The sequence below is a fragment of the Pseudomonas sp. H2_A10 genome, assembly GCF_054680085.1.
Window position 1 is genome coordinate 98,352 of record NZ_CP162821.1, and the last position, 19,666, is coordinate 118,017.

The window sequence follows — 19,666 nt, forward strand, 5'->3', positions numbered from 1 at the left end:
CTTGCCTTACACTGCGCGCCTATGACCAACATCCCCCACACCCAAATCACCGAACCCGCCGTCACCTGCTCAACGTGCGCCGCCTGCTGCTGCCAGCTGGAAGTCATGTTGATCACCGACACCGGCGTGCCGGAGCGCTATATCGACACGGACGATTGGGGCGGCGAAGTGATGCTGCGCCTGGACGACGGCTGGTGCGCGGCGCTGGATCGGGACACGATGATGTGTACGATTTATGAACGGCGGCCGCTGATTTGCCGGGAGTTCGAGATGGGCGCGCCGGAATGCCTGGAAGAGCGCGAAGGAATCGCCACGGCCTACCGCTGATCTAAAACTTATGGAGATCAAATGTGGGAGGGGGCTTGCTCCCTCCCACAGGAGACCTGCAGTGTTGTGAGGAATTACAACGGCAGGGTGTAGTGCAGCGAGTAGCTCTCGACCCCATCGTTATGACTGCTGATGCCGGCGTTGGAGTAGTGCGTGGCGCGAATGCCCACTTCATGTCCACCGGTAAACCGCAGGCCGAACCCCAGGCGGTCTTCGAACTGGAAGGCCTGCCCGATGTTGTTGTCTTCCAGTTGGGTACGGGAGAACACCGCCACGCCGATCCCGGCTTCGATGTAGGGTTTGACCGATTGCCCGGCAAACTCGTACACAAACACCGGCGAAAACGACAGGCTGCTGGCACCGGCACGCTCGTCGCCATCCCAGTAGGTGTAGGCGCCGCTCCAGTAGCCGGTCAACCGGCCCACGTCGCTTTGCCACCAGCTTTTATCCCACTCCGAAGTCAGCCCCAACCGATAGGTCATGGTGGAGTCGCTGGTGCTTCCCACCCCCAATTCCAGGCCGGCAGCCTGGGCTGAAACCGAGTGTCCCACCACTACGGCTGCGATTGCAGCCAAACAGAACAAGCGCTTCATAAGAAACAATCCTTTGAAAACGAAGTTGTATGGTTTTGTACAGGCCATCTCGCTATAGAAGCTGACCCACAGCCAGAAGTTCAGCGACGTTTCACGAAATTTTCACGAATCGAAGCTTCGCACAACTCCGGAATGTTTCCATAGTGTCGGTAGGATATTTCTGAGATGACGCACATCGCCGCTGGTCCAGAACTGTGCGGGCTCGGGCGGGCCGACCGCCAGCAGGTCGCGCTCGCCCAGCAAGCGCTTGAGCTGGCGGGCCACGGCGGCGCCGGTGTCGATGAGGATGATGCTGGGGGGCAGCATCTGTGCCAGCAGGGGCTTGAGGAAGGGATAGTGGGTGCAACCGAGGATGATGGTGTCGCAACCGGCACTGAGCAGCGGGCGTATATAGCCCAGCAACAACTGGCGCAGGGCCGGGCTGTTCAGGTCTCCGGTTTCAATCAATTCCACCAGGCCCGGACATGGCTGGGTGATCACTTGCACATCGGTGGCGAAACGGTCGAGCAAGGCTGCGAACTTGGCGCTTTGCAGGGTGCCGGTGGTGGCCAACACGCCGACCACACCACTGCGGGTAGCGGCAGCGGCGGGTTTGACGGCGGGCTCCATGCCCACCAGTGACCAGTCGGGGTAGTCCTGGCGTAAATCGGCCACTGCCGCGACGGTGGCCGTGTTGCACGCGATCACGAATGCCTTGGCGCCTTTCGCGCGGAAAAACTCGGCCACCCGCCGCGAGCGTTCAAGAATGAATGCGGGGGTTTTCTCGCCGTAGGGGATATGCCCGCCATCGGCGACATACAGCAGTGATTCGTGGGGCAATAGTTGCTGGATTTCATCCAGCACCGACAAGCCGCCGACACCGGAATCGAACACACCGACCGGCGCGCCCTTAACCATGCTGCGTCCCGCAGACGCTGCAACCTGGGTCACGCTTGACGCGCAACTCGCGAAAGCGCGTGGTCAAGGCATCAATCAGCAACAAGCGGCCCACCAGCGGCTCGCCGAAGCCGGCCAGCAGCTTCAAGGCTTCCAGCGCTTGCAGGCTGCCCACCAAACCGACCAGCGGCCCTACCACGCCGGCTTCGCTGCAGGTGAGCTCGGTGTCGCTGCCGTGCCCATATAAACAGTGGTAACACGGGCTGTCGGCGCGGCGCGGGTCGAACACCGACAATTGCCCCTCCAGGCGAATCGCCGCGCCGCTGATCAAGGGCGTGGCGCCAGCGACACAGGCCGCATTGACGGCTTCGCGGGTGGAGAAGTTGTCGCTGCAATCGAGCACCACATCCACCGCTGCCACGGCCGCCGCCAGGGAGTCCGCATCGAGTGCGCGGCGATGAGGAACCAAGGCGATGTCCGGGTTGATCGCCGTCAGGCGGCGCATGGCCGAATCGACCTTGGCCTGCCCGACACTGTCGGTGTCATGGATGATCTGGCGTTGCAGGTTGGTCAGGTCAACCGTATCGAAGTCGGCCAGATGCAACTCGCCCACGCCGGCGGCCGCCAGATACAGCGCCACGGGCGCGCCCAGGCCACCCAGGCCGACAATCAACGCGCGGGCGTTTTTCAGACGCAGTTGGCCGTCGATGTCGACATGCTGCAACAGAATCTGTCGGCTATAGCGCAACAGCTCTTGGTCGGTCAGCACGGCCGGCGCCCCAACGTGATGCGTTCGTGGCCGCCCAGATCGATGCGGCTATGCACGTCGTCAAAGCCCTGGCTCAGTAACAGATCGCGCACGGCCAGAGCCTGGTCGTAACCGTGTTCGAGCAGTAGCCAGCCACCGGCATTCAAGTGGGCCGGAGCCTCTTTGATGATCAAGCGCAGGTCGTCCAGGCCATCATGGCCCGCTACCAGCGCGCTGGCCGGTTCGAAACGCACATCGCCCGCCGCCAGGTGCGGGTCGTTATCGGCGATGTAGGGCGGGTTACTGATGATCAGGTCATAAGTATGACCTTGCAGGGCGCTGAACCAATGGCTGTTGAGCACCGTGGCGTTGTTCAGGTGTAGGCGCTGGCGGTTGCGTTCGGCCAAGGCCACTGCCTCCAGCACGCGATCAACGGCCGTGACCCGCCAGGCGGGACGCTCGCTGGCCAGGGCCAATGCAATGGCGCCGCTGCCGGTGCCCAGGTCGAGGACCTGGGTGGGCGTGGCCGGCAATAATTCCAGCGCCGCTTCCACCAGCAATTCGGTGTCCGGACGCGGGATCAGCGTGTGCGGCGCGACCTCCAGGTCGAGTTTCCAGAAACCTTGCTGGCCAAGAATGTAAGCCACCGGCTCGCCGGCGCGGCGGCGTTGCAGGTAGCCGGCGAAGGTCAGCGCATCTTCGCTGCTGACGATTTTCTCCGGCCAGGTGTGCAGGTAGCTGCGCGATTTTCCCAGGGCAGCGGCCAGCAGCAATTCGGCGTCCAGGCGCGCGGTGGGCGAGTCCGGCAGGTCGGCGGCGCGCAATAGGCTGGCGATGATGGTCATTTATTCACCTATCGCCGCCAATTGATCGGCCTGGTATTCGGCGAGCAGCGGCTCGATCACCGCATCGACGCCACCGGCGAGGATCTCGTCAAGGGAGTAAAGGGTGAGGTTGACCCGGTGGTCGGTGACCCGGCCCTGGGCGAAGTTGTAGGTACGGATGCGCTCGGAACGGTCGCCCGAGCCCACCAGCAATTTACGCTCGCTGGCAATCGCATTGGCGGCGGCGCTGGTCTGCTGGTCGTTGAGCTTGGCCGACAGCCAGGACATGGCGCGGGCACGGTTCTTGTGCTGGGAACGTTCTTCCTGGCACTCCACCACGATGCCCGACGGCAAGTGGGTGATGCGGATCGCCGAATCGGTTTTGTTGACGTGCTGGCCACCGGCGCCCGACGAGCGGTAGGTGTCGACGCGCAGGTCCGCCGGGTTGATCTCGATCGCTTCCTGCTCATCCGGCTCGGGCAATACGGCCACCGTGCACGCCGAGGTATGGATGCGGCCCTGGGATTCGGTCGCCGGCACCCGCTGTACACGGTGCGCGCCGGATTCGAACTTCAGCTTGCCGTAGACATTCTCGCCTTCGACCCGCGCGATGACTTCTTTATAGCCCCCGTGCTCGCCTTCGTTCTCGGACAGGATCTCCACCCGCCAGCCACGCCGCTCGGCATAGCGCGAATACATGCGGAACAGGTCGCCGGAAAAAATCGCCGCCTCGTCGCCACCGGTGCCGGCGCGTATTTCGAGGAACACGTTGCGCCCGTCGTTGGGGTCCTTGGGCAGCAACATGCGTTGCAGGTCGCCTTCCAGCTCGGCCAGTTTGTCCTTGGCTTCGCGGACTTCTTCCACGGCCATTTCGCGCATGTCCGGGTCGCTGTCCTTGAGCAGCGCCTGGGCACCTTCAAGGTCGGCCTGCACTTTCAGCAAGTTTTTGTAGGTCGCCACGACAGGCTCGACTTCGGCGTATTCCTTGGAATAAGCGCGGAACCTGGCCTGATCGGAGATGACCTCGCCATCGCCGAGCAAGGCGGTCAGTTCTTCGAAACGGTCCTGGAGCACGTCCAGTTTATTGAGCAGTGACGCTTTCATTGCGGTTTTTTATCCGAAGAGCTTTCTGACGCGCCCTCACCGAGGGCAAAGAGTTCCTGGGCCATGGCCAACGCATCGAGGCGGCCTTCGGCGGTAAGCTTTTTCAATTGCACGCTGGGCGCGTGGAGCAGCTTGTTGGTAAGGCCGCGAGCCAGTTGCATCAGCACCTCTTCGGCGCTGCTGCCGTTGGCCAGCAAGCGCTGAGCCTTGAGCAACTCCTCGTCGCGCAGGCGTTCACCCTGCTGACGATACGCCTTGAGCACGTCCACCGCCGCCAGTTCACGTAAGCGCACCATGAAGTCTTCGGCGCCGGTGCTGACCATTTCCTCGGCGGCCTGGGCAGCGCCCTGGCGGCTCTTGAGGTTTTCGGCGACCACTTCATGCAGATCATCGACGCTGTAGAGGTAAACGTCGTCCAACTCGCCGACTTCGGGCTCGATATCCCGGGGAACGGCGATATCCACCATAAAGATCGGCTTGTGCTTGCGCAGCTTCAGCGCGCTTTCCACCGCGCCCTTGCCAAGAATAGGCAATTGGCTGGCGGTGGAGCTGATCACGATATCGCTTCGCACCAGCTCGGCCGGAATATCCGCCAGCAGCACGGCGTGGGCGCCAAACTGTTCGGCCAGGATGCTTGCGCGCTCCAGGGTGCGGTTGGCGACCACGATGCGCTTCACACCCAGATCATGCAGGTGGCGGGCCACCAGAGTGATGGTTTCACCGGCGCCGATCAGCAAGGCCTGGCTGCGCTGCAAGTCGCTGAAAATCTGCTTGGCCAGGCTGACGGCGGCAAACGCCACGGACACTGGGTTTTCGCCGATGGCGGTGTCGGTGCGCACCTGCTTGGCCGAATTGAACGTGGCCTGGAACAGGCGACCCAGCAGCGGGCCGACGGTACCGGCCTCGCGCGCTACCGCGTAGGCGGACTTCATCTGGCCGAGGATCTGCGGCTCGCCGAGTACCAGCGAATCGAGACCGGCAGCCACACGCATCATGTGACGAACTGCCGCATCGTCTTCGTGCACATAGGCACTGGCGCGCAGGTCATCGAGGCTTAAATGGTGATAATCCGCCAGCCAGCGCAAGACGACATCCGCGCTGAGATGTTCCTGCTCTATATAAAGTTCGCTGCGATTGCAGGTTGAAAGGATCGCAGCTTCGCGGCTGTCGGTGAGCCGGCAGAGCTGCTGCAAGGCCTCAACCAACTGCTCTGGGGTAAACGCCACGCGCTCGCGCACGTCTACGGAGGCAGTCTTGTGGTTAATACCGAGTGCGAGGAAGGCCATTCAATATCGCTGATGATGTCGGGAAGCCGACAATTGTCCTACTTCGAAAGATTCAGAACAACCACCGTCGTCTATTGTCCCTATACCTTGTGCCTATAAAGGTATCCACTGAGACTCGGTTATGTTTGGCCGAAGGCTTGTGTCATGATGATCCGACCGCAGGTTAGTCGTCCTCTTCCTATATGAATAGATCCTCCGCGTTGCTCCTTGCTTTTGTCTTCCTCAGCGGCTGCCAGGCCTTGGCCCCCGTGTCGCCGGACGGTACCCCGCCGGTGGAAGACAGCACTCCCGCCCCTGAAAAGCCCAAGGTTTACTCCTCGTTCAGTGAAGAAACGGTGTTCAGCCTGCTGAGTGCGGAACTGGCCGGCCAACGCAATCGCTTCGACATTGCGCTGGATAATTACGTGACCCAGGCCATCAACACCCAGGACCCGGGAATCTCCGAGCGAGCGTTTCGCATCGCCGAGTACCTGGGTGCCGATCAGGCTGCGCTGGATACCTCGTTGATCTGGGCGAAAAACGCGCCCGATGATCTGGAAGCGCAGCGCGCAGCCGCCATTCAGTTGGCACGAGCAGGGCGTTATGACGACTCCATGGTGTATATGGAGAAAGTCCTGCAGGGCAAGGGTGACACGCATTTCGACTTTCTCGCGCTATCGGCCGCCGACACCGACCAGGACACGCGCAATGGGTTGATGAAAGGTTTCGACCGCCTGCTGCAAAAGCATCCAAAGAACAGCCAGCTGATTTTCGGCAAGGCGTTGTTGCTGCAACAGGATGACGAAGCCGAAGCGGCCCTTAAGCTGCTGGAGCAGAACCCGCCGGAAGAGGGCGAGGTCGCGCCGATCCTGCTGCGCGCGCGCCTGCTGCAGAACCTCAATCGTGGCAAGGAAGCGATTGTACTGCTGGAAAAAAGCATCAAGAAGTACCCGGAAGACAAACGCCTGCGCCTGACTTATGCGCGCATGCTGGTCGAGCAGGACCGCATGGAGGACGCCAAAGTGCAGTTCGCCAGCCTGGTCCAGCAATACCCGGACGATGACGAACTGCGTTACTCCCTGGCGCTGGTGTGCCTGGAAGCCAAGGCCTGGGACGAGGCCAAGGGGTATCTGGAAGAGCTGATTGCCCGGGAAAGCCACGTGGACTCCGCGCACCTGAACCTGGGCCGTATCGCTGAAGAGCGCAACGACCCACAGGCCGCCCTGCTCGAATACGCCCAGGTCGGCCCCGGTAATGACTACCTGCCGGCTCAGTTGCGCCAAGCCGATATCCTGATAAGCAACGGCCGCACCGACGAGGCCGAAAAACGCCTGGCCGCCGCCCGCGATGCCGAGCCGGATTACGCAATCCAACTGTACTTGATCCAGGCCGAAACCTTGTCAGCCAACAATCAGGGCGAGCGCGCCTGGAAACTGCTGCAACAAGCCTTGCTGCAATTCCCCGACGACTTGAATCTGCTGTACACCCGCGCCATGCAGGCGGAAAAACGCAACGATTTGGCGCAGATGGAAAAAGACCTGCGGCTGATCATCAAGCGCGACCCCGACAACGCCATGGCGCTGAATGCCTTGGGCTACACCTTGTCCGACCGCACCACGCGCTACGACGAAGCCAAGGTACTGATCGAACAAGCGCACAAGCTCAACCCCGAAGACCCGGCCGTGCTCGACAGCCTGGGCTGGGTGAACTACCGCCTGGGTAACCTGGACGAAGCCGAACGTTTGCTGCGCCAGGCGCTGGAGCGCTTCCCCGATCAGGAAGTCGCCGCCCACCTAGGCGAAGTGTTGTGGGCCAATGGCAAACAGCGCGAAGCACGCCAAATCTGGGAAAAATTCCTCAACGAACAACCCGAAAGCCCCATCCTGCGCGGCACCATCAAGCGCCTGACCGGATCCGAGACCCTTTAAGCTTATGTTCTTGCGCCACGTTGTAATGTTCAGTCTTATCGCCCTGCTCGCCGGTTGCGCAGGCCTGGGCAACCGTGAATCCGTTGAAGGCCAGGGCAACCCGGCGCAATGGAAGCAGCATAAGGATCAGCTAGCCAGCATCGATGGCTGGCAGATCGAAGGCAAAGTCGGGGTGCGCGCACCGAAAGACTCCGGCAGCGGCACGTTGTTCTGGCTGCAACGCCAGGATTATTACGACATTCGTTTATCGGGCCCACTGGGCCGTGGCGCGGCTCGCCTGACCGGGCGTCCGGGGCAGGTGAGCCTTGAAGTGGCCAACCAGGGCCGCTATGAAGCGACGTCACCGGAAGCTTTGCTGCAAGAGCAGATCGGCTGGAAGCTGCCTGTCTCGCACTTGGTGTGGTGGGTTCGCGGCCTGCCCGCGCCGGACAGCAAGAGTCGCCTGAGCCTCAACGGTGACAGCCGCCTGGCCACCCTGGAACAGGATGGCTGGCAGGTCGAGTACCTCAGTTATGTGCAACAAAGCGGTTATTGGCTGCCCGAGCGCATCAAGCTGCACGGTACCGACCTGGACGTGACGCTGGTGATCAAGGACTGGCAACCGCGCAAATTGGGGCAGTGACGTGAGCGTAGACAAACTGACTCTGCCCTCCCCGGTCAAACTGAACCTGATGCTGCACATTCTGGGGCGCCGCGAAGACGGCTACCACGAGTTGCAGACGCTGTTTCAATTTCTCGACTATGGCGATGAGCTGACCTTCGCCGTACGCGACGATGGCATGATCCAACTGCACACCGAATTCGACGGCGTGCCCCACGACAGCAATCTGATTGTGCGGGCGGCAAAAAAACTTCAGGAACAATCCGGCTGTTCGCAGGGCATCGACATCTGGATCGATAAAATCCTGCCGATGGGTGGCGGGATCGGCGGGGGCAGCTCAAATGCCGCGACCACCCTGCTGGGTCTCAACCACTTGTGGCAACTGGGCTGGGGCCAAGATCGCCTGGCCGCGCTGGGCCTCACGCTGGGCGCCGATGTCCCGGTTTTCGTGCATGGGCATGCGGCTTTTGCCGAGGGCGTAGGGGAGAAACTTACCCCGCAATTCCCCGAAGAGCCGTGGTATGTCGTGCTTGTCCCGCAAGTATCTGTAAGTACAGCAGAAATTTTTTCAGATCCGTTGTTGACACGTAACTCTTCTCCCATTAAAGTGCGCCCCGTTCCCAAGGGAAACAGTCGAAATGACTGCTTACCGGTTGTAGCAAGGCGTTATCCAGAGGTACGTAACGCTTTGAATTTTTTAGGTAAATTTACCGAAGCAAAATTAACCGGAACTGGAAGTTGTGTGTTTGGGGGCTTCCCAAGCAAAGCTGAAGCTGATAAAGTCTCGGCCCTTCTTACAGAGACCCTTACAGGGTTTGTAGCAAAGGGAAGCAACGTTTCGATGTTGCATCGCAAGCTGCAAAGTCTGCTCTAAAAGGAATCGAGTACTGGGTACTCGTTGCAACAGATACAGGGGCGTCGCCAAGCGGTAAGGCAGCAGGTTTTGATCCTGCCATGCGTTGGTTCGAATCCAGCCGCCCCTGCCATTTTCTAATACTCATCCAGGTTACCCTCAGCCTCTAGGTACTGCGCGTGTCCAAGATGATGGTCTTTACGGGGAACGCCAACCCCGATCTGGCTCGACGTGTCGTACGTCAGCTGCATATCCCTCTCGGTGACATCTCTGTCGGTAAGTTCTCCGACGGCGAAATTACAGCCGAGATCAATGAAAACGTTCGCGGTAAAGACGTATTCATTATTCAGCCGACCTGCGCTCCGACCAACGATAACCTGATGGAACTCGTCGTGATGGCTGATGCCTTCCGCCGCTCCTCAGCGACTCGAATCACAGCTGTAATCCCTTACTTTGGTTATGCCCGTCAGGATCGCCGTCCGCGTTCCGCACGGGTGGCTATCAGCGCGAAAGTCGTTGCTGACATGCTCACCGTGGTAGGCATCGACCGTGTTCTCACGGTTGACCTGCACGCTGACCAAATCCAGGGGTTCTTCGATATTCCGGTAGATAACATCTACGGCTCCCCCGTATTGGTGGATGACATCGAAGATCAGCGCTTTGAAAACCTGATGATCGTGTCCCCGGACATTGGTGGCGTCGTGCGTGCACGGGCCGTTGCCAAATCCCTGGGTGTGGATCTCGGGATCATCGACAAACGCCGCGAGAAAGCCAATCACTCTGAAGTGATGCATATCATCGGTGATGTCGAAGGGCGTACCTGTATTCTGGTTGATGACATGGTCGACACCGCCGGCACCCTGTGCCACGCGGCTAAAGCCTTGAAAGAGCACGGTGCGGCTAAAGTCTTCGCCTACTGCACACACCCTGTGCTGTCGGGCCGAGCGATCGAGAACATCGAGAATTCCGTGCTGGACGAACTGGTGGTGACCAACACCATCCCGTTGTCCGCCGCTGCTCAAGCCTGTGCGCGTATCCGTCAACTGGATATCGCACCGGTCGTTGCCGAAGCGGTTCGCCGTATCAGCAATGAAGAATCGATCAGCGCGATGTTCCGTTAAGGGTCAAACCTTAGCGACATCAACCTGACGAAAAGCGCCCCGCCCCAGCATTCTGTTGGGGCGGGGCTTTTTTGCCCATATCGCCTTTAGCGCTGGTCGCAAACGCTGGGGCGAATGTGGTTAATTTGGAGATACAACATGAACAACTTTACTTTGAATGCTGAACTGCGTTCCGACCTGGGGAAAGGTGCGAGCCGCCGCCTGCGTCGTCTCGCAAGCCTGGTTCCAGCTGTAGTTTACGGTGGCGACAAAGCCCCTGAATCCATCAGCATGCTGGCTAAAGAAGTTGCCAAACTGCTCGAAAACGATGCTGCCTACAGCCACGTTATCGAACTGAACGTTGGCGGCAAAAAGCAGAACGTCATCATCAAGGCCCTGCAACGTCACCCGTCCAAGGGTCACGTACTGCACGCCGACTTCGTACGCGTCGTAGCCGGTCAGAAACTGACCGCTATCGTTCCAGTACACTTTGTTGGTGAAGAAGCTCCGGTCAAGAAAGGCGGCGAGATCTCTCACGTCCTGAACGAAATCGAAGTGACTTGCCTGCCGAAAGATCTGCCTGAGTTCATCGAAGTCGACCTGTCGGCTCTGGAAATCGGCGCAATCGTTCACCTGTCCGACCTCAAAGCCCCTAAAGGCGTTGAGTTCGTTGCACTGGCTCACGGTGACGACAAAGCTGTTGCAAACGTACACGCTCCACGCGTTGCACCAGAAGCTGAAGAAGGCGCTGCAGAGTAATTCACTCTGTCTTGCCGGAGCTTGAGGCAACATCGCGGACCGGAACGTAGCGAGAAAGCGGGCGACAACGCGAAGTTTATCTCTGGATAAGTGAGCTCCTGTCATCCACTTTCGCCGCACTCAGGTCGGCGATGTTATCCACAACTCCAAAGGAAGGGCCCCTGTCGTGACTGCCATTAAACTGATCGTTGGCCTGGGAAATCCAGGCGCCGAATACGAACAGACCCGGCATAACGCGGGGGCCCTTTTTGTTGAGCGTATCGCCCATGCCCAGGGTGTAAACCTGGCGGCCGATCGCAAGTATTTTGGCCTGACCGGGCGCTTCTCGCACCAGGGTCAGGATGTTCGTCTGCTGATTCCCACCACCTACATGAACCGCAGCGGCCAGTCTGTCGCGGCGCTTGCGGGCTTCTTCCGGATCAAACCCGAAGAAATCCTGGTGGCCCATGACGAACTGGACCTGCCACCCGGCGTTGCCAAGCTCAAGCTGGGCGGCGGGCACGGTGGGCACAACGGCCTGCGCGACATCATCGCGCAGTTGGGTAATCAGAATAATTTCTACCGCCTGCGGCTCGGCATTGGCCACCCAGGCGTTGCCAGTATGGTTTCAAATTTCGTCCTGGGTCGTGCGCCACGCGCCGAACAGGAAAAACTCGATGCCAGCATCGACTTTGCCCTCGGCGTGCTGCCGGATATCTTCGCCGGGGAATGGAACCGTGCGATGAAAAACCTGCACAGCCAGAAGGCCTGACTCTTACCGAGGGGAAACACCATGGGATTCAATTGCGGCATCGTCGGCCTGCCCAACGTCGGCAAATCCACCTTGTTCAACGCTTTGACCAAGTCCGGTATTGCGGCGGAGAACTTCCCCTTCTGCACCATCGAACCCAACAGCGGTATCGTGCCGATGCCGGACCCGCGTCTTGACGCGCTGGCAGCCATCGTCAACCCCAAGCGCATCCTGCCAACCACCATGGAATTCGTCGACATCGCCGGCCTGGTGGCTGGCGCATCGAAAGGTGAGGGCCTGGGCAACAAGTTCCTGGCCAACATCCGCGAAACCGATGCCATCGCCCACGTGGTCCGCTGCTTCGAAGACGAGAACGTGATTCACGTCTCCAACAGTGTCGACCCGAAACGCGACATCGAGATCATTGACCTGGAACTGATCTTCGCCGACCTCGACAGCTGCGAAAAGCAATTGCAGAAAGTTGCGCGTAACGCCAAGGGCGGTGACAAGGACGCAGTGGTCCAGAAAGGCCTGCTGGAGCAGTTGATCGCTCACTTCACCGAAGGCAAGCCTGCGCGCAGCCTGATGAAGAACATGGGCGTTGATGAGAAGGCCGTGATCAAGGGCTTCCACCTGCTGACCACCAAACCGGTAATGTACATCGCCAACGTGGCTGAAGACGGTTTTGAGAACAACCCGCTGCTGGATGTGGTCAAGGCCATTGCCGACGAAGAAGGCGCCATAGTTGTTCCGGTGTGCAACAAGATCGAAGCGGAAATCGCCGAACTCGACGACGGCGAAGAAAAAGATATGTTCCTTGAGGCCCTGGGCCTGGAAGAGCCTGGTCTGAATCGCGTGATCCGTGCCGGCTACGAAATGCTCAACTTGCAGACCTACTTCACCGCCGGCGTCGAAGAAGTCCGCGCCTGGACCGTCAAAGTCGGCGCCACCGCGCCACAGGCTGCCGGCGTGATCCACACCGACTTCGAAAAAGGCTTTATCCGCGCCGAAGTGATCGCCTACAACGACTTTATCCAGTTCAAGGGTGAAGCCGGTGCCAAGGAAGCCGGTAAATGGCGCCTGGAAGGCAAGGAATACATCGTCAAGGATGGCGACGTGATGCATTTCCGTTTCAACGTGTAAGTAGTATTCGCGGCTTACCCCGCACTTAAAAAGCCGATGCATTGCATCGGCTTTTTTGTGGGCAATTATTTAACACCCGAACTTTGACGCGTTCGTAATTAGCCACAACAAAACATAAACCTATCTAACTTTTCCTACAGCATTCACGTAACTTCCTACTTCAAGCTCCGTGTGAGAAACCTATAATTTTTCGCGCCAGTGAAGGCGTGGCTGATCACGGCCTTCTCAATCGCGAAACATAATGGAGCACCCCTTCGATGTTGAATTCCTGTCATGGGGAAGTTGAAACGGACATGTCGTTCCTGGAAGACCCAGACATTGAAAGTACGCTTCACAGCACCGCGAAACTCAACATCGATATTTTATTGCTGGGAGAAACCGGCACCGGCAAGGACACGCTGGCCCAACGGGTTCATCGTTTATCGGGACGGCGCGGTAACTTCGTTGCCGTGAACTGTGCGGCCATCCCCGAAAGCCTTGCGGAAAGCCAGTTGTTTGGGGTCAACAGCGGCGCCTTTACGGGGGCGGTGCAGTCGCGGGCAGGCGTTGTGGAAGCCGCTCATCTGGGCACGCTTTACCTCGACGAGATCGACAGCATGCCGTTGAACCTGCAAGCCAAACTGCTGCGGGTACTGGAGTCTCGCGGCGTGGAGCGCCTAGGCTCAACCCGTTTCATCCCGGTGGATATGCGCGTCATTGCCTCAGCCCAGCAGTCGCTGCACCAGATGGTCGAATCAGGCACTTTCAGACGTGACCTGTACTTTCGATTGAACATTGTCAGCCTCCAGCTTCCCGCCCTGCGCGACCAACGAGAACGGATCATCCCGTTGTTTCTCAACATGGTCCGGCAGGAGGCCGAACAGTTCCAATGTCCTGCGCCAACCCCGCCCGCCCAGTTGTTGCAACAAATACTCTGCCATTCCTGGCTGGGAAACATTCGTGAGCTACGCTCGGTCGCCAAACGCTTCGTATTGGGCCTGGCACCGCTCGCAACCCCGATGAGCAACCCACAAGGTAACGAAATAGGCCTCAAGACCCGCCTGCAACAAATCGAAAAAGCGCTGATTGAAGAGTCACTGCAGCGCAACGACCACTGTGTCGATAGCGTGGCGACTGAGTTGGGGGTGGTAAAGCGCACACTCTATTACCGGATGAAACAACTCGAAATATAAACACTACCGCACCAACCGAAATGAATTTAAATATTTCACGCGCAATAAAATGGAACGTTTCATTTGTAACCAACCACCCAAAGCCTGAGCAACTTCAACGTCGCTCAACATGCACAGATAGCAGGTTACTTGCTATCACTCTTTTATTTAAAACTTGAAAGGTGATCTATGATCTCTGGCATTGGTGGTAGCGCTGGCAACCAAGCACAATTGGACGCAATCAACGCAGACAAAGAACGAAAAGTGGTTGAAGAAGCAAAAAAAACCGCTGAGCAAGAACTGACCACAGCTAAAGCGGGCCGCATTAAATCCCTGCGATTCGCCTAAGTAAGACGAGCCTCCTCAACCCGCAGGTTGAGGAGGTTTTTACGCTCACTGCAGGCACAGCACCTGATTCGTTCGATAGAGGTTCACATGGATATTACCCATGCCGGGTTTCGAAAAAACGCGACCATCGCTGCCCAGGTCGACACGCCAGACGCGAACAGCGCGGTTTCTGACATTAATTTTTTCAACGCCCAACTCAACACCACCGAACAGTCCGGTAACGGCATTGCGCCCGCCCTGGCCTCTGCCGCATCGCCCTGGGACTCCACTGAGTCGCTAACACTGTCCAGACGCGTATCCAAAGGGTTTCGGGATGCAAGCCAGAACAAGAAGACCAAGGATGCGAACGAGTTTCCCCAATCGCTCGCCGAGGCGCATATAGACGTGATGTCACGCGTCAAGGTCATTGGCGCAATCGCAAAAGGCGTCGATAAAATTTCAAACCTGGGGTAGATGCATGTATCGCCGCCTGATCGCCCTCGTGTTTCTGTCATCGGCGCTGATGCTGACTGGCTGTGGTGAAAGCGTAGAGCTTCATCGCAACATCTCTGAGCAGGAAGCTAACGAAGTCATCGCAGAACTGGCCGATAAACAGATCCGCGCCCAGAAAATCCCAGGCAAAGACGGCGTCGCCGTTCGCGTCAATGCCAGTGACATAAGTCGAGCGGTGCGTACCCTGGACGCTGCGGGGCTGCCCAGGCTGGCCCGTTCGACACTGGGGGACGTATTTCGCAAGGAAGGCGTCATCTCCACGCCTCTGGAAGAGCGTGCACGCTACATCTACGCGCTGTCCCAGGAACTGGAGTCGACCCTATCGAACATAGACGGTGTGATCGTCGCCCGGGTTCACGTGGTGCTCCCTGAACGAGTCGCGCCAGGCGAGCCGGTACAGCCGGCCTCCGCCTCGGTATTCATCAAGCATGACCCGCGATTGGACCCGGACAAAATAAACCCGCGTGTGCGCAGGATGGTGGCCAGCAGCATCCCCGGGATGGCCTCGGCCCTAGACAACACCGTAAAACTGACCGTGATTTTCGTACCGGCCATCGCCTACAAGGAAGAGCAACAGCTGGTGTATTTCGGCCCGTTCCTGGTGCCGGAGCATGACCTGGGGTTTTGGCGCGCCAGCGTTTTATTACCTCTGGTCGCCCTCATCCTGGCTGGCGTTGGCTGGCGGTTATGGCGCCGCGGCAAACAGCCCAACCCTGTAGAGCCTGCATTGGCACAGGCTCATGAGTGAAGACCTGAGTTGGGCAACATGGTGGGCCTTGCCGTGGAAACATGCCCACATCGATTGGCTCACCCAAACGGGCTTTGTCGACGCCGCAGCGCTTTCACGCAGCCATCACCGCCGTGTGAGCAGCCTGTTCGGCATCGAGCCCGAGCTGCCCCCGGCCGCGTCTTCGGCATTGTTACACCTGGTGCTGAGCAGCGCGCAGCAACGGGACCTCGTGCTCATCCTCGTCAATGAGGTGTACAACGCGCCCCATGACAAGCGCTTGAATCAGGAACAACTGCTTTGGTGCCAGCGCTTGGCCAAGGCACTGCCGCCTGGCCCGGCCTCGTCGAGCATCGATGATCCCTTGCAATATCTGCGCGCGTGGGTCGCCCCTGCTATCTGGCAGCGGCTGCGCTTGTGCTTTGCGCGCCCAAGGGTGCTCGAGCTGGAACGACATCCCAAACCGGCGGACACCCATGGCCGGTTGGATACCCTGTGGCAAGCCACTGTCTGGCGCGCAACCTCTCCCACCGTCGATAACACCCTGCGTGCCTCCCAAGAGAATTCCCAGCATGTTTTGCGCCCACAAGATTGAGCTGAAGACCCAGCCTCACGATCTGCCAACGGCGCTGATCCCCAGGCAAATGCTTGCCGAACACTCCCAGGCGCAGCAATTGCTTGATCACGCCCAAACCCAAGCGCAGGCGCTCATACGCCAAGCCGAGGACCAATGCGAGCAGATGCTCGAACGCGCCAGCGATGAGTTCTGGCAGCGTGCCAATGCCCAACTGCATCGTTGGGAGTCTGAGCGCCAGATGATGGTCGACCATCTGGAACACGCCGCGACCTCGGTCATTAATACCGCCATTCGAAGCCTCCTGGAGGAGGCCGTACCCGCTCAACGCCTCAGCGCATTGCTCAATAAGCTGCTGGCGGCGCAACTGCCTGCGGTCGAGGCAAACCTGATGTGCAACCCACTGGACCGCGAGCACGTCGAGCTATGGCTCAACCTGCACTGCAACGTGCCCTGGACACTTCAAGTGGAAGATGGACTCGCCGCCCAGTCGCTGCTGCTTGAGACACAAGAGGGTGGGTTTCACATCAACTGGGCCCATGCCCTCGATAACCTGGTGGTAATCCCCCCCAAGGCCCAGACCAAGTAACAACTTTTATCGCTGGAGCCTTTCTTCTTTTATGAAGTATGTCGGTCAATGGAACTGGCCATCACTCAGGCACCACACAGGAGCAGACCCCCACCGGAGCTCAAGCGATGAATACCGACTCACGCGTATCCAACAGTCTCTACAGAGAGCAAGTCCGTTCCGAAAAGCGCCTCGACCAGATCGGTAGCGAGGTTATTACCAGCGAAGACACTGAAGAATTCGCACGGCTCTTCGAACAGCTCAATGAGCAAAAGTCCGCCCTTGTGAACAACCTGGCGGTGAACTCGACCTATCTCAGCTACAAGCACGAAACGCTTAAATCCGCCATCAATGTCGTCTAGTGACTGGCAGCCAATCCCGGCTGACGTTGGGAGTGGCCCACGAGTACACACTCCGCCGCGGCCCTGGTCTCACCTCGATCAGCCCAGCCTGACGAGTTCCCCGCCAAAGCACTTTCCAACCACCGTGATACCTGGCGCAGCGTCACTGCGCGCCGGAACAAGGCCGGGCGGGAATCTGCGCCCACCTCATTTCGTAAGCTACGGCACTGAAACAGAGAACCTGTCATGTATAGCAAACTCAACAAGCCCACCGGCCTGCGTTTAAACCCGCGCCCTGCGCCAATAAAAAGCCCTCACTGGCGCTGCCTGCTCGCCCTGCCCTTTTTGCTGGCGCCGCTGCACAGCGCGCTTGCCGCTATTCCCACCGAATGGAAAAACACCGCCTATGCGTATGAAGCCGAGCATAAGCCCCTACAAGAAGTGCTGGAGGACTTCGCTCAGACCTTTGGTATACAGGTGCAAATAGACGGCCTGCTGGAGGGGAGCGTGAATGGCAAGATACGCGCCAATACCCCGCAGTCGATGCTCGACAGGCTGGCGGTAGAGCACCGTTTCCAGTGGTTCCTGTACAACAAAACGCTCTATATCAGCACCCTGGACCTGCAGGAGTCCGCGCGTCTGGAGGTGTCTGCCGAGACCGTTGCCGACCTCAAGAGGGCGCTGACCGACATCGGTCTGCTCGATAGCCGTTTCGGCTGGGGTGAATTGCCGGATGAAGGGGTCGTGCTGGTCTCTGGCCCCAAGCGTTACATCGAGCAGATCAAGCAATTCAGCAGCCAGCGTAAATCTCCCGACGAAAAACAGAGCGTACTCAGCTACCCGCTGAAATTTGCCAACGCGGGAGACCGACAGATAGACTATCGCGGCGAAAAACTAACCCTCCCTGGCGTCGCCAGCATGTTGCGTGGGTTATTGGAGCCTCGGGCAACGTCCTCGCTCTCCAGCCTTAACCCCGGCCCCTTCGCATCACAGCCCTCGCCCATCACGCCGAACTTCCCCCGGCTGAGCAACCCGATGCTGGGGCAAATGCTCGGCCAGACGACGAACGCTGGGGAGTTGGGCACGGGAGCGACGCTCACCCCCAGGGCCCCGGTTCCCACAAGCAAAATCCGCGTCGAGGCCGATATACGCAACAACGCCGTGCTGATCTATGACCTCCCGGAGCGACAGGCGATGTACCGCGAGCTGATTGCCCAGCTCGACGTGGCGCGCAAAATGGTGGAAATCGACGCGATCATCCTCGACATAGAACGCGAACAATTGCGCGAATTCGGGATCAATTGGGGCAACCGTCATTTCAGCAGCGACATGAGGCTGGCACCGGGTAGCTCATCGCAGCTGTCGATCGAAAACCGTGACCGTTTCTTTGCCAAAATACGTGCACTGGAGCAACGCGGACTGGCGACCATGGTCTCCAACCCCTCCGTGCTCACCCTGGAAAACCAGCCGTCGGTGATTGACTTCAACCGCACCCAATACCTCACGGCGGGTACAGAAGTCGCCACCGTGCTGCCGATTACAGTGGGTACCAGCCTGCAAGTCGTGCCCAGGGTGATTACCACACGCGGCACTCATCAGGTTCACCTGCTGGTGGATATCGAAGACGGCAACTTCGACGAATCCAACCCCAACCGCCTGGGCCCCGATGTACGCCGGGGCAATGTCAGCACCCAGGCGGTCATGGCGGAAAAGCGCTCACTGGTAGTGGGTGGGTTTCATGTCACCGAAAGCGTCGACAAGCGCAACAAGGTTCCCCTTCTGGGGGATATACCCTTGCTGGGCAAGGCGTTGTTCTCTTCCAGCGAGCGCCAGAACAATCGTCGCGAACGCCTGTTTATCCTGACTCCACGCGTGGTCGGTGATCAAGCCGACCCTTCACGTTACTTGCCGCAGGACGATCAGGTCGAGCTTCAGGTCGCGCTCAAGCCATTAGCCAGGCGTTATGCCGAACACGAGCCGGTCATCAAACGCAGTGACATCACCAGCACCCTGGCCCATCTGGTTGCGGGGGAAGTGCCCCAGGCATTCAAGGCGGCCCCCATGCCACTGGGGCTGGACACCTTGTGCAGCACTCGCGAGCTGCTGGCCATGAATACCGAACGCAGTCAGTGGTACGCCGGCCCGCAGTTCAACGTAGCCGTGGTCGTGCTGCGCAATCAGTTCAAACGCAATGTGCGCATCGACGAAAAAGAATGCAGCAATTCGCAGACCCTGGCGGTCACCGTATGGCCGCGTGCCTGGCTCAAACCCGGTGAAGAAGCCGAGGTATTCATCGCCATGCGCCCGGTAGTCAAAGATGAGTACCTCAGCGTGCCCCGCCCCTCCTTGATCACTCCCGTTCAGAAGGCCACCCCATGAAACACCGCTCGTTGTGCCTCATCTTGATCAGCACAGTGCTGCTTATCAGCGGCTGCAGCCCCACTTGCAGAGGCGACTCCTGCTCCCGCCCACAAGCGACCAAAGACACCATCGTGATCTGGTGGCCACCGCAGATGCGCAGCGAGCCCGGCCCGTCCGGCGAGCGCGCGGACTACCAGACGATCTCGCTGGAACGATGAGTTTTCAGTCGCGCTGCAACCGTTAACGCCCGAGG

Annotated in this window: 23 protein-coding genes and 1 tRNA gene; 18 read left to right on the plus strand and 6 right to left on the minus strand. The window is 59.1% G+C overall.

Annotated elements, in window-relative coordinates:
- Nucleotides 1–21 precede the first annotated feature (21 nt).
- The gene (locus AB4O23_RS00480; protein WP_017529905.1) at nucleotides 22–327 is read left to right on the plus strand and encodes a YkgJ family cysteine cluster protein; all 306 of its coding nucleotides are present in this window, start codon (nucleotides 22–24) and stop codon (nucleotides 325–327) included.
- Nucleotides 328–401: 74 nt separating this feature from the next.
- On the opposite strand, the gene AB4O23_RS00485 is transcribed toward AB4O23_RS00480, so the two are convergent.
- The 6 genes from AB4O23_RS00485 to hemA form a co-directional block, all read right to left on the minus strand.
- A complete protein-coding gene (locus tag AB4O23_RS00485; protein WP_065877333.1) occupies nucleotides 402–920 on the minus strand; it encodes an acyloxyacyl hydrolase in 519 nt (172 codons plus the stop codon).
- 102 nt (nucleotides 921–1,022) lie between these two features.
- A complete protein-coding gene (gene murI, locus AB4O23_RS00490) occupies nucleotides 1,023–1,817 on the minus strand; it encodes a glutamate racemase (protein WP_137219987.1) in 795 nt (264 codons plus the stop codon).
- Nucleotides 1,810–2,565 (minus strand): molybdopterin-synthase adenylyltransferase MoeB, encoded by a 756-nt coding sequence (locus AB4O23_RS00495; RefSeq protein ID WP_017529908.1) that lies wholly within the window; start codon nucleotides 2,563–2,565, stop codon nucleotides 1,810–1,812. The genes murI and AB4O23_RS00495 overlap by 8 nt, the downstream gene beginning before the upstream one ends.
- Nucleotides 2,559–3,389 (minus strand): peptide chain release factor N(5)-glutamine methyltransferase, encoded by an 831-nt coding sequence (gene prmC, locus AB4O23_RS00500; protein ID WP_017529909.1) that lies wholly within the window; start codon nucleotides 3,387–3,389, stop codon nucleotides 2,559–2,561. The genes AB4O23_RS00495 and prmC overlap by 7 nt, the downstream gene beginning before the upstream one ends.
- The gene (gene prfA / locus AB4O23_RS00505; protein ID WP_017529910.1) at nucleotides 3,390–4,472 is read right to left on the minus strand and encodes a peptide chain release factor 1; all 1,083 of its coding nucleotides are present in this window, start codon (nucleotides 4,470–4,472) and stop codon (nucleotides 3,390–3,392) included. It lies immediately after the preceding gene.
- The gene (gene hemA / locus AB4O23_RS00510) at nucleotides 4,469–5,758 is read right to left on the minus strand and encodes a glutamyl-tRNA reductase (protein WP_065877336.1); all 1,290 of its coding nucleotides are present in this window, start codon (nucleotides 5,756–5,758) and stop codon (nucleotides 4,469–4,471) included. The genes prfA and hemA overlap by 4 nt, the downstream gene beginning before the upstream one ends.
- A gap of 182 nt (nucleotides 5,759–5,940) precedes the next feature.
- On the opposite strand from hemA, the gene AB4O23_RS00515 reads away from it, so the two are divergent.
- From AB4O23_RS00515 to hrpT, 17 genes are all read left to right on the plus strand, one after another.
- Nucleotides 5,941–7,665, plus strand: coding sequence for a tetratricopeptide repeat protein (locus AB4O23_RS00515; protein ID WP_065877337.1), 1,725 nt, complete (start codon nucleotides 5,941–5,943; stop codon nucleotides 7,663–7,665).
- A gap of 4 nt (nucleotides 7,666–7,669) precedes the next feature.
- Nucleotides 7,670–8,287, plus strand: coding sequence for a lipoprotein insertase outer membrane protein LolB (gene lolB / locus AB4O23_RS00520; protein ID WP_017529913.1), 618 nt, complete (start codon nucleotides 7,670–7,672; stop codon nucleotides 8,285–8,287).
- Nucleotide 8,288: 1 nt separating this feature from the next.
- On the plus strand, nucleotides 8,289–9,140 hold the full coding sequence (ispE, locus tag AB4O23_RS00525; RefSeq protein WP_460070262.1) for a 4-(cytidine 5'-diphospho)-2-C-methyl-D-erythritol kinase: 852 nt from the start codon (nucleotides 8,289–8,291) through the stop codon (nucleotides 9,138–9,140).
- 37 nt (nucleotides 9,141–9,177) lie between these two features.
- Nucleotides 9,178–9,252 (plus strand) — tRNA-Gln (locus AB4O23_RS00530).
- 46 nt (nucleotides 9,253–9,298) lie between these two features.
- On the plus strand, nucleotides 9,299–10,240 hold the full coding sequence (locus AB4O23_RS00535) for a ribose-phosphate pyrophosphokinase (protein WP_003171603.1): 942 nt from the start codon (nucleotides 9,299–9,301) through the stop codon (nucleotides 10,238–10,240).
- Between the two features lie 138 nt (nucleotides 10,241–10,378).
- Nucleotides 10,379–10,978 (plus strand): 50S ribosomal protein L25/general stress protein Ctc, encoded by a 600-nt coding sequence (locus AB4O23_RS00540; RefSeq protein ID WP_003171597.1) that lies wholly within the window; start codon nucleotides 10,379–10,381, stop codon nucleotides 10,976–10,978.
- 166 nt (nucleotides 10,979–11,144) lie between these two features.
- Nucleotides 11,145–11,729 (plus strand): aminoacyl-tRNA hydrolase, encoded by a 585-nt coding sequence (gene pth, locus AB4O23_RS00545; protein WP_017529915.1) that lies wholly within the window; start codon nucleotides 11,145–11,147, stop codon nucleotides 11,727–11,729.
- A gap of 21 nt (nucleotides 11,730–11,750) precedes the next feature.
- Nucleotides 11,751–12,851 carry a redox-regulated ATPase YchF gene (ychF, locus tag AB4O23_RS00550; protein ID WP_017529916.1) on the plus strand — a complete coding sequence of 367 codons (1,101 nt, stop codon included), beginning with the start codon at nucleotides 11,751–11,753 and terminating at the stop codon, nucleotides 12,849–12,851.
- Between the two features lie 257 nt (nucleotides 12,852–13,108).
- Nucleotides 13,109–14,023: a sigma 54-interacting transcriptional regulator gene (locus tag AB4O23_RS00555; RefSeq protein ID WP_460150363.1), complete on the plus strand. Its 915-nt coding sequence runs from the start codon at nucleotides 13,109–13,111 to the stop codon at nucleotides 14,021–14,023.
- Between the two features lie 168 nt (nucleotides 14,024–14,191).
- Nucleotides 14,192–14,350 (plus strand): hypothetical protein, encoded by a 159-nt coding sequence (locus tag AB4O23_RS00560; RefSeq protein ID WP_017529918.1) that lies wholly within the window; start codon nucleotides 14,192–14,194, stop codon nucleotides 14,348–14,350.
- Between the two features lie 87 nt (nucleotides 14,351–14,437).
- Nucleotides 14,438–14,803, plus strand: a complete 366-nt coding sequence (locus AB4O23_RS00565; protein WP_460061715.1) for a hypothetical protein — start codon at nucleotides 14,438–14,440, stop codon at nucleotides 14,801–14,803.
- A gap of 4 nt (nucleotides 14,804–14,807) precedes the next feature.
- Complete coding sequence (sctJ, locus tag AB4O23_RS00570) at nucleotides 14,808–15,590, plus strand: type III secretion system inner membrane ring lipoprotein SctJ (protein WP_017529920.1); 783 nt, start codon at nucleotides 14,808–14,810, stop codon at nucleotides 15,588–15,590.
- Nucleotides 15,583–16,164 carry a hypothetical protein gene (locus tag AB4O23_RS00575; RefSeq protein ID WP_017529921.1) on the plus strand — a complete coding sequence of 194 codons (582 nt, stop codon included), beginning with the start codon at nucleotides 15,583–15,585 and terminating at the stop codon, nucleotides 16,162–16,164. Before sctJ ends, AB4O23_RS00575 begins: the two co-directional genes overlap by 8 nt.
- Nucleotides 16,142–16,732: a type III secretion system stator protein SctL gene (gene sctL, locus AB4O23_RS00580; protein WP_068933662.1), complete on the plus strand. Its 591-nt coding sequence runs from the start codon at nucleotides 16,142–16,144 to the stop codon at nucleotides 16,730–16,732. Before AB4O23_RS00575 ends, sctL begins: the two co-directional genes overlap by 23 nt.
- A 107-nt stretch (nucleotides 16,733–16,839) precedes the next feature.
- Nucleotides 16,840–17,073, plus strand: a complete 234-nt coding sequence (locus AB4O23_RS00585; protein ID WP_017529923.1) for a hypothetical protein — start codon at nucleotides 16,840–16,842, stop codon at nucleotides 17,071–17,073.
- 225 nt (nucleotides 17,074–17,298) lie between these two features.
- Nucleotides 17,299–19,431, plus strand: coding sequence for a type III secretion system outer membrane ring subunit SctC (gene sctC / locus AB4O23_RS00590; RefSeq protein ID WP_460138545.1), 2,133 nt, complete (start codon nucleotides 17,299–17,301; stop codon nucleotides 19,429–19,431).
- Nucleotides 19,428–19,631, plus strand: coding sequence for an HrpT family type III secretion system protein (gene hrpT / locus AB4O23_RS00595; protein ID WP_017529925.1), 204 nt, complete (start codon nucleotides 19,428–19,430; stop codon nucleotides 19,629–19,631). Before sctC ends, hrpT begins: the two co-directional genes overlap by 4 nt.
- Nucleotides 19,632–19,666 lie beyond the last annotated feature (35 nt).

Excerpts from the sequence above, each read along its gene's own strand:
- AB4O23_RS00575 (WP_017529921.1), top strand. The coding sequence starts at position 15,583 with ATGAGTGAAGACCTGAGTTGGGCAACATGGTGGGCCTTGCCGTGGAAA.
- AB4O23_RS00560 (WP_017529918.1), top strand. The coding sequence starts at position 14,192 with ATGATCTCTGGCATTGGTGGTAGCGCTGGCAACCAAGCACAATTGGAC.
- lolB (WP_017529913.1), top strand. The coding sequence starts at position 7,670 with ATGTTCTTGCGCCACGTTGTAATGTTCAGTCTTATCGCCCTGCTCGCC.
- murI (WP_137219987.1), bottom strand. The coding sequence starts at position 1,817 with ATGGTTAAGGGCGCGCCGGTCGGTGTGTTCGATTCCGGTGTCGGCGGC.
- hemA (WP_065877336.1), bottom strand. The coding sequence starts at position 5,758 with ATGGCCTTCCTCGCACTCGGTATTAACCACAAGACTGCCTCCGTAGAC.
- prfA (WP_017529910.1), bottom strand. The coding sequence starts at position 4,472 with ATGAAAGCGTCACTGCTCAATAAACTGGACGTGCTCCAGGACCGTTTC.
- sctJ (WP_017529920.1), top strand. The coding sequence starts at position 14,808 with ATGTATCGCCGCCTGATCGCCCTCGTGTTTCTGTCATCGGCGCTGATG.
- AB4O23_RS00480 (WP_017529905.1), top strand. The coding sequence starts at position 22 with ATGACCAACATCCCCCACACCCAAATCACCGAACCCGCCGTCACCTGC.
- AB4O23_RS00515 (WP_065877337.1), top strand. The coding sequence starts at position 5,941 with ATGAATAGATCCTCCGCGTTGCTCCTTGCTTTTGTCTTCCTCAGCGGC.
- AB4O23_RS00585 (WP_017529923.1), top strand. The coding sequence starts at position 16,840 with ATGAATACCGACTCACGCGTATCCAACAGTCTCTACAGAGAGCAAGTC.
- hrpT (WP_017529925.1), top strand. The coding sequence starts at position 19,428 with ATGAAACACCGCTCGTTGTGCCTCATCTTGATCAGCACAGTGCTGCTT.
- AB4O23_RS00540 (WP_003171597.1), top strand. The coding sequence starts at position 10,379 with ATGAACAACTTTACTTTGAATGCTGAACTGCGTTCCGACCTGGGGAAA.
- AB4O23_RS00555 (WP_460150363.1), top strand. The coding sequence starts at position 13,109 with ATGTTGAATTCCTGTCATGGGGAAGTTGAAACGGACATGTCGTTCCTG.
- AB4O23_RS00565 (WP_460061715.1), top strand. The coding sequence starts at position 14,438 with ATGGATATTACCCATGCCGGGTTTCGAAAAAACGCGACCATCGCTGCC.
- AB4O23_RS00485 (WP_065877333.1), bottom strand. The coding sequence starts at position 920 with ATGAAGCGCTTGTTCTGTTTGGCTGCAATCGCAGCCGTAGTGGTGGGA.
- prmC (WP_017529909.1), bottom strand. The coding sequence starts at position 3,389 with ATGACCATCATCGCCAGCCTATTGCGCGCCGCCGACCTGCCGGACTCG.
- sctL (WP_068933662.1), top strand. The coding sequence starts at position 16,142 with ATGTTTTGCGCCCACAAGATTGAGCTGAAGACCCAGCCTCACGATCTG.
- sctC (WP_460138545.1), top strand. The coding sequence starts at position 17,299 with ATGTATAGCAAACTCAACAAGCCCACCGGCCTGCGTTTAAACCCGCGC.
- ychF (WP_017529916.1), top strand. The coding sequence starts at position 11,751 with ATGGGATTCAATTGCGGCATCGTCGGCCTGCCCAACGTCGGCAAATCC.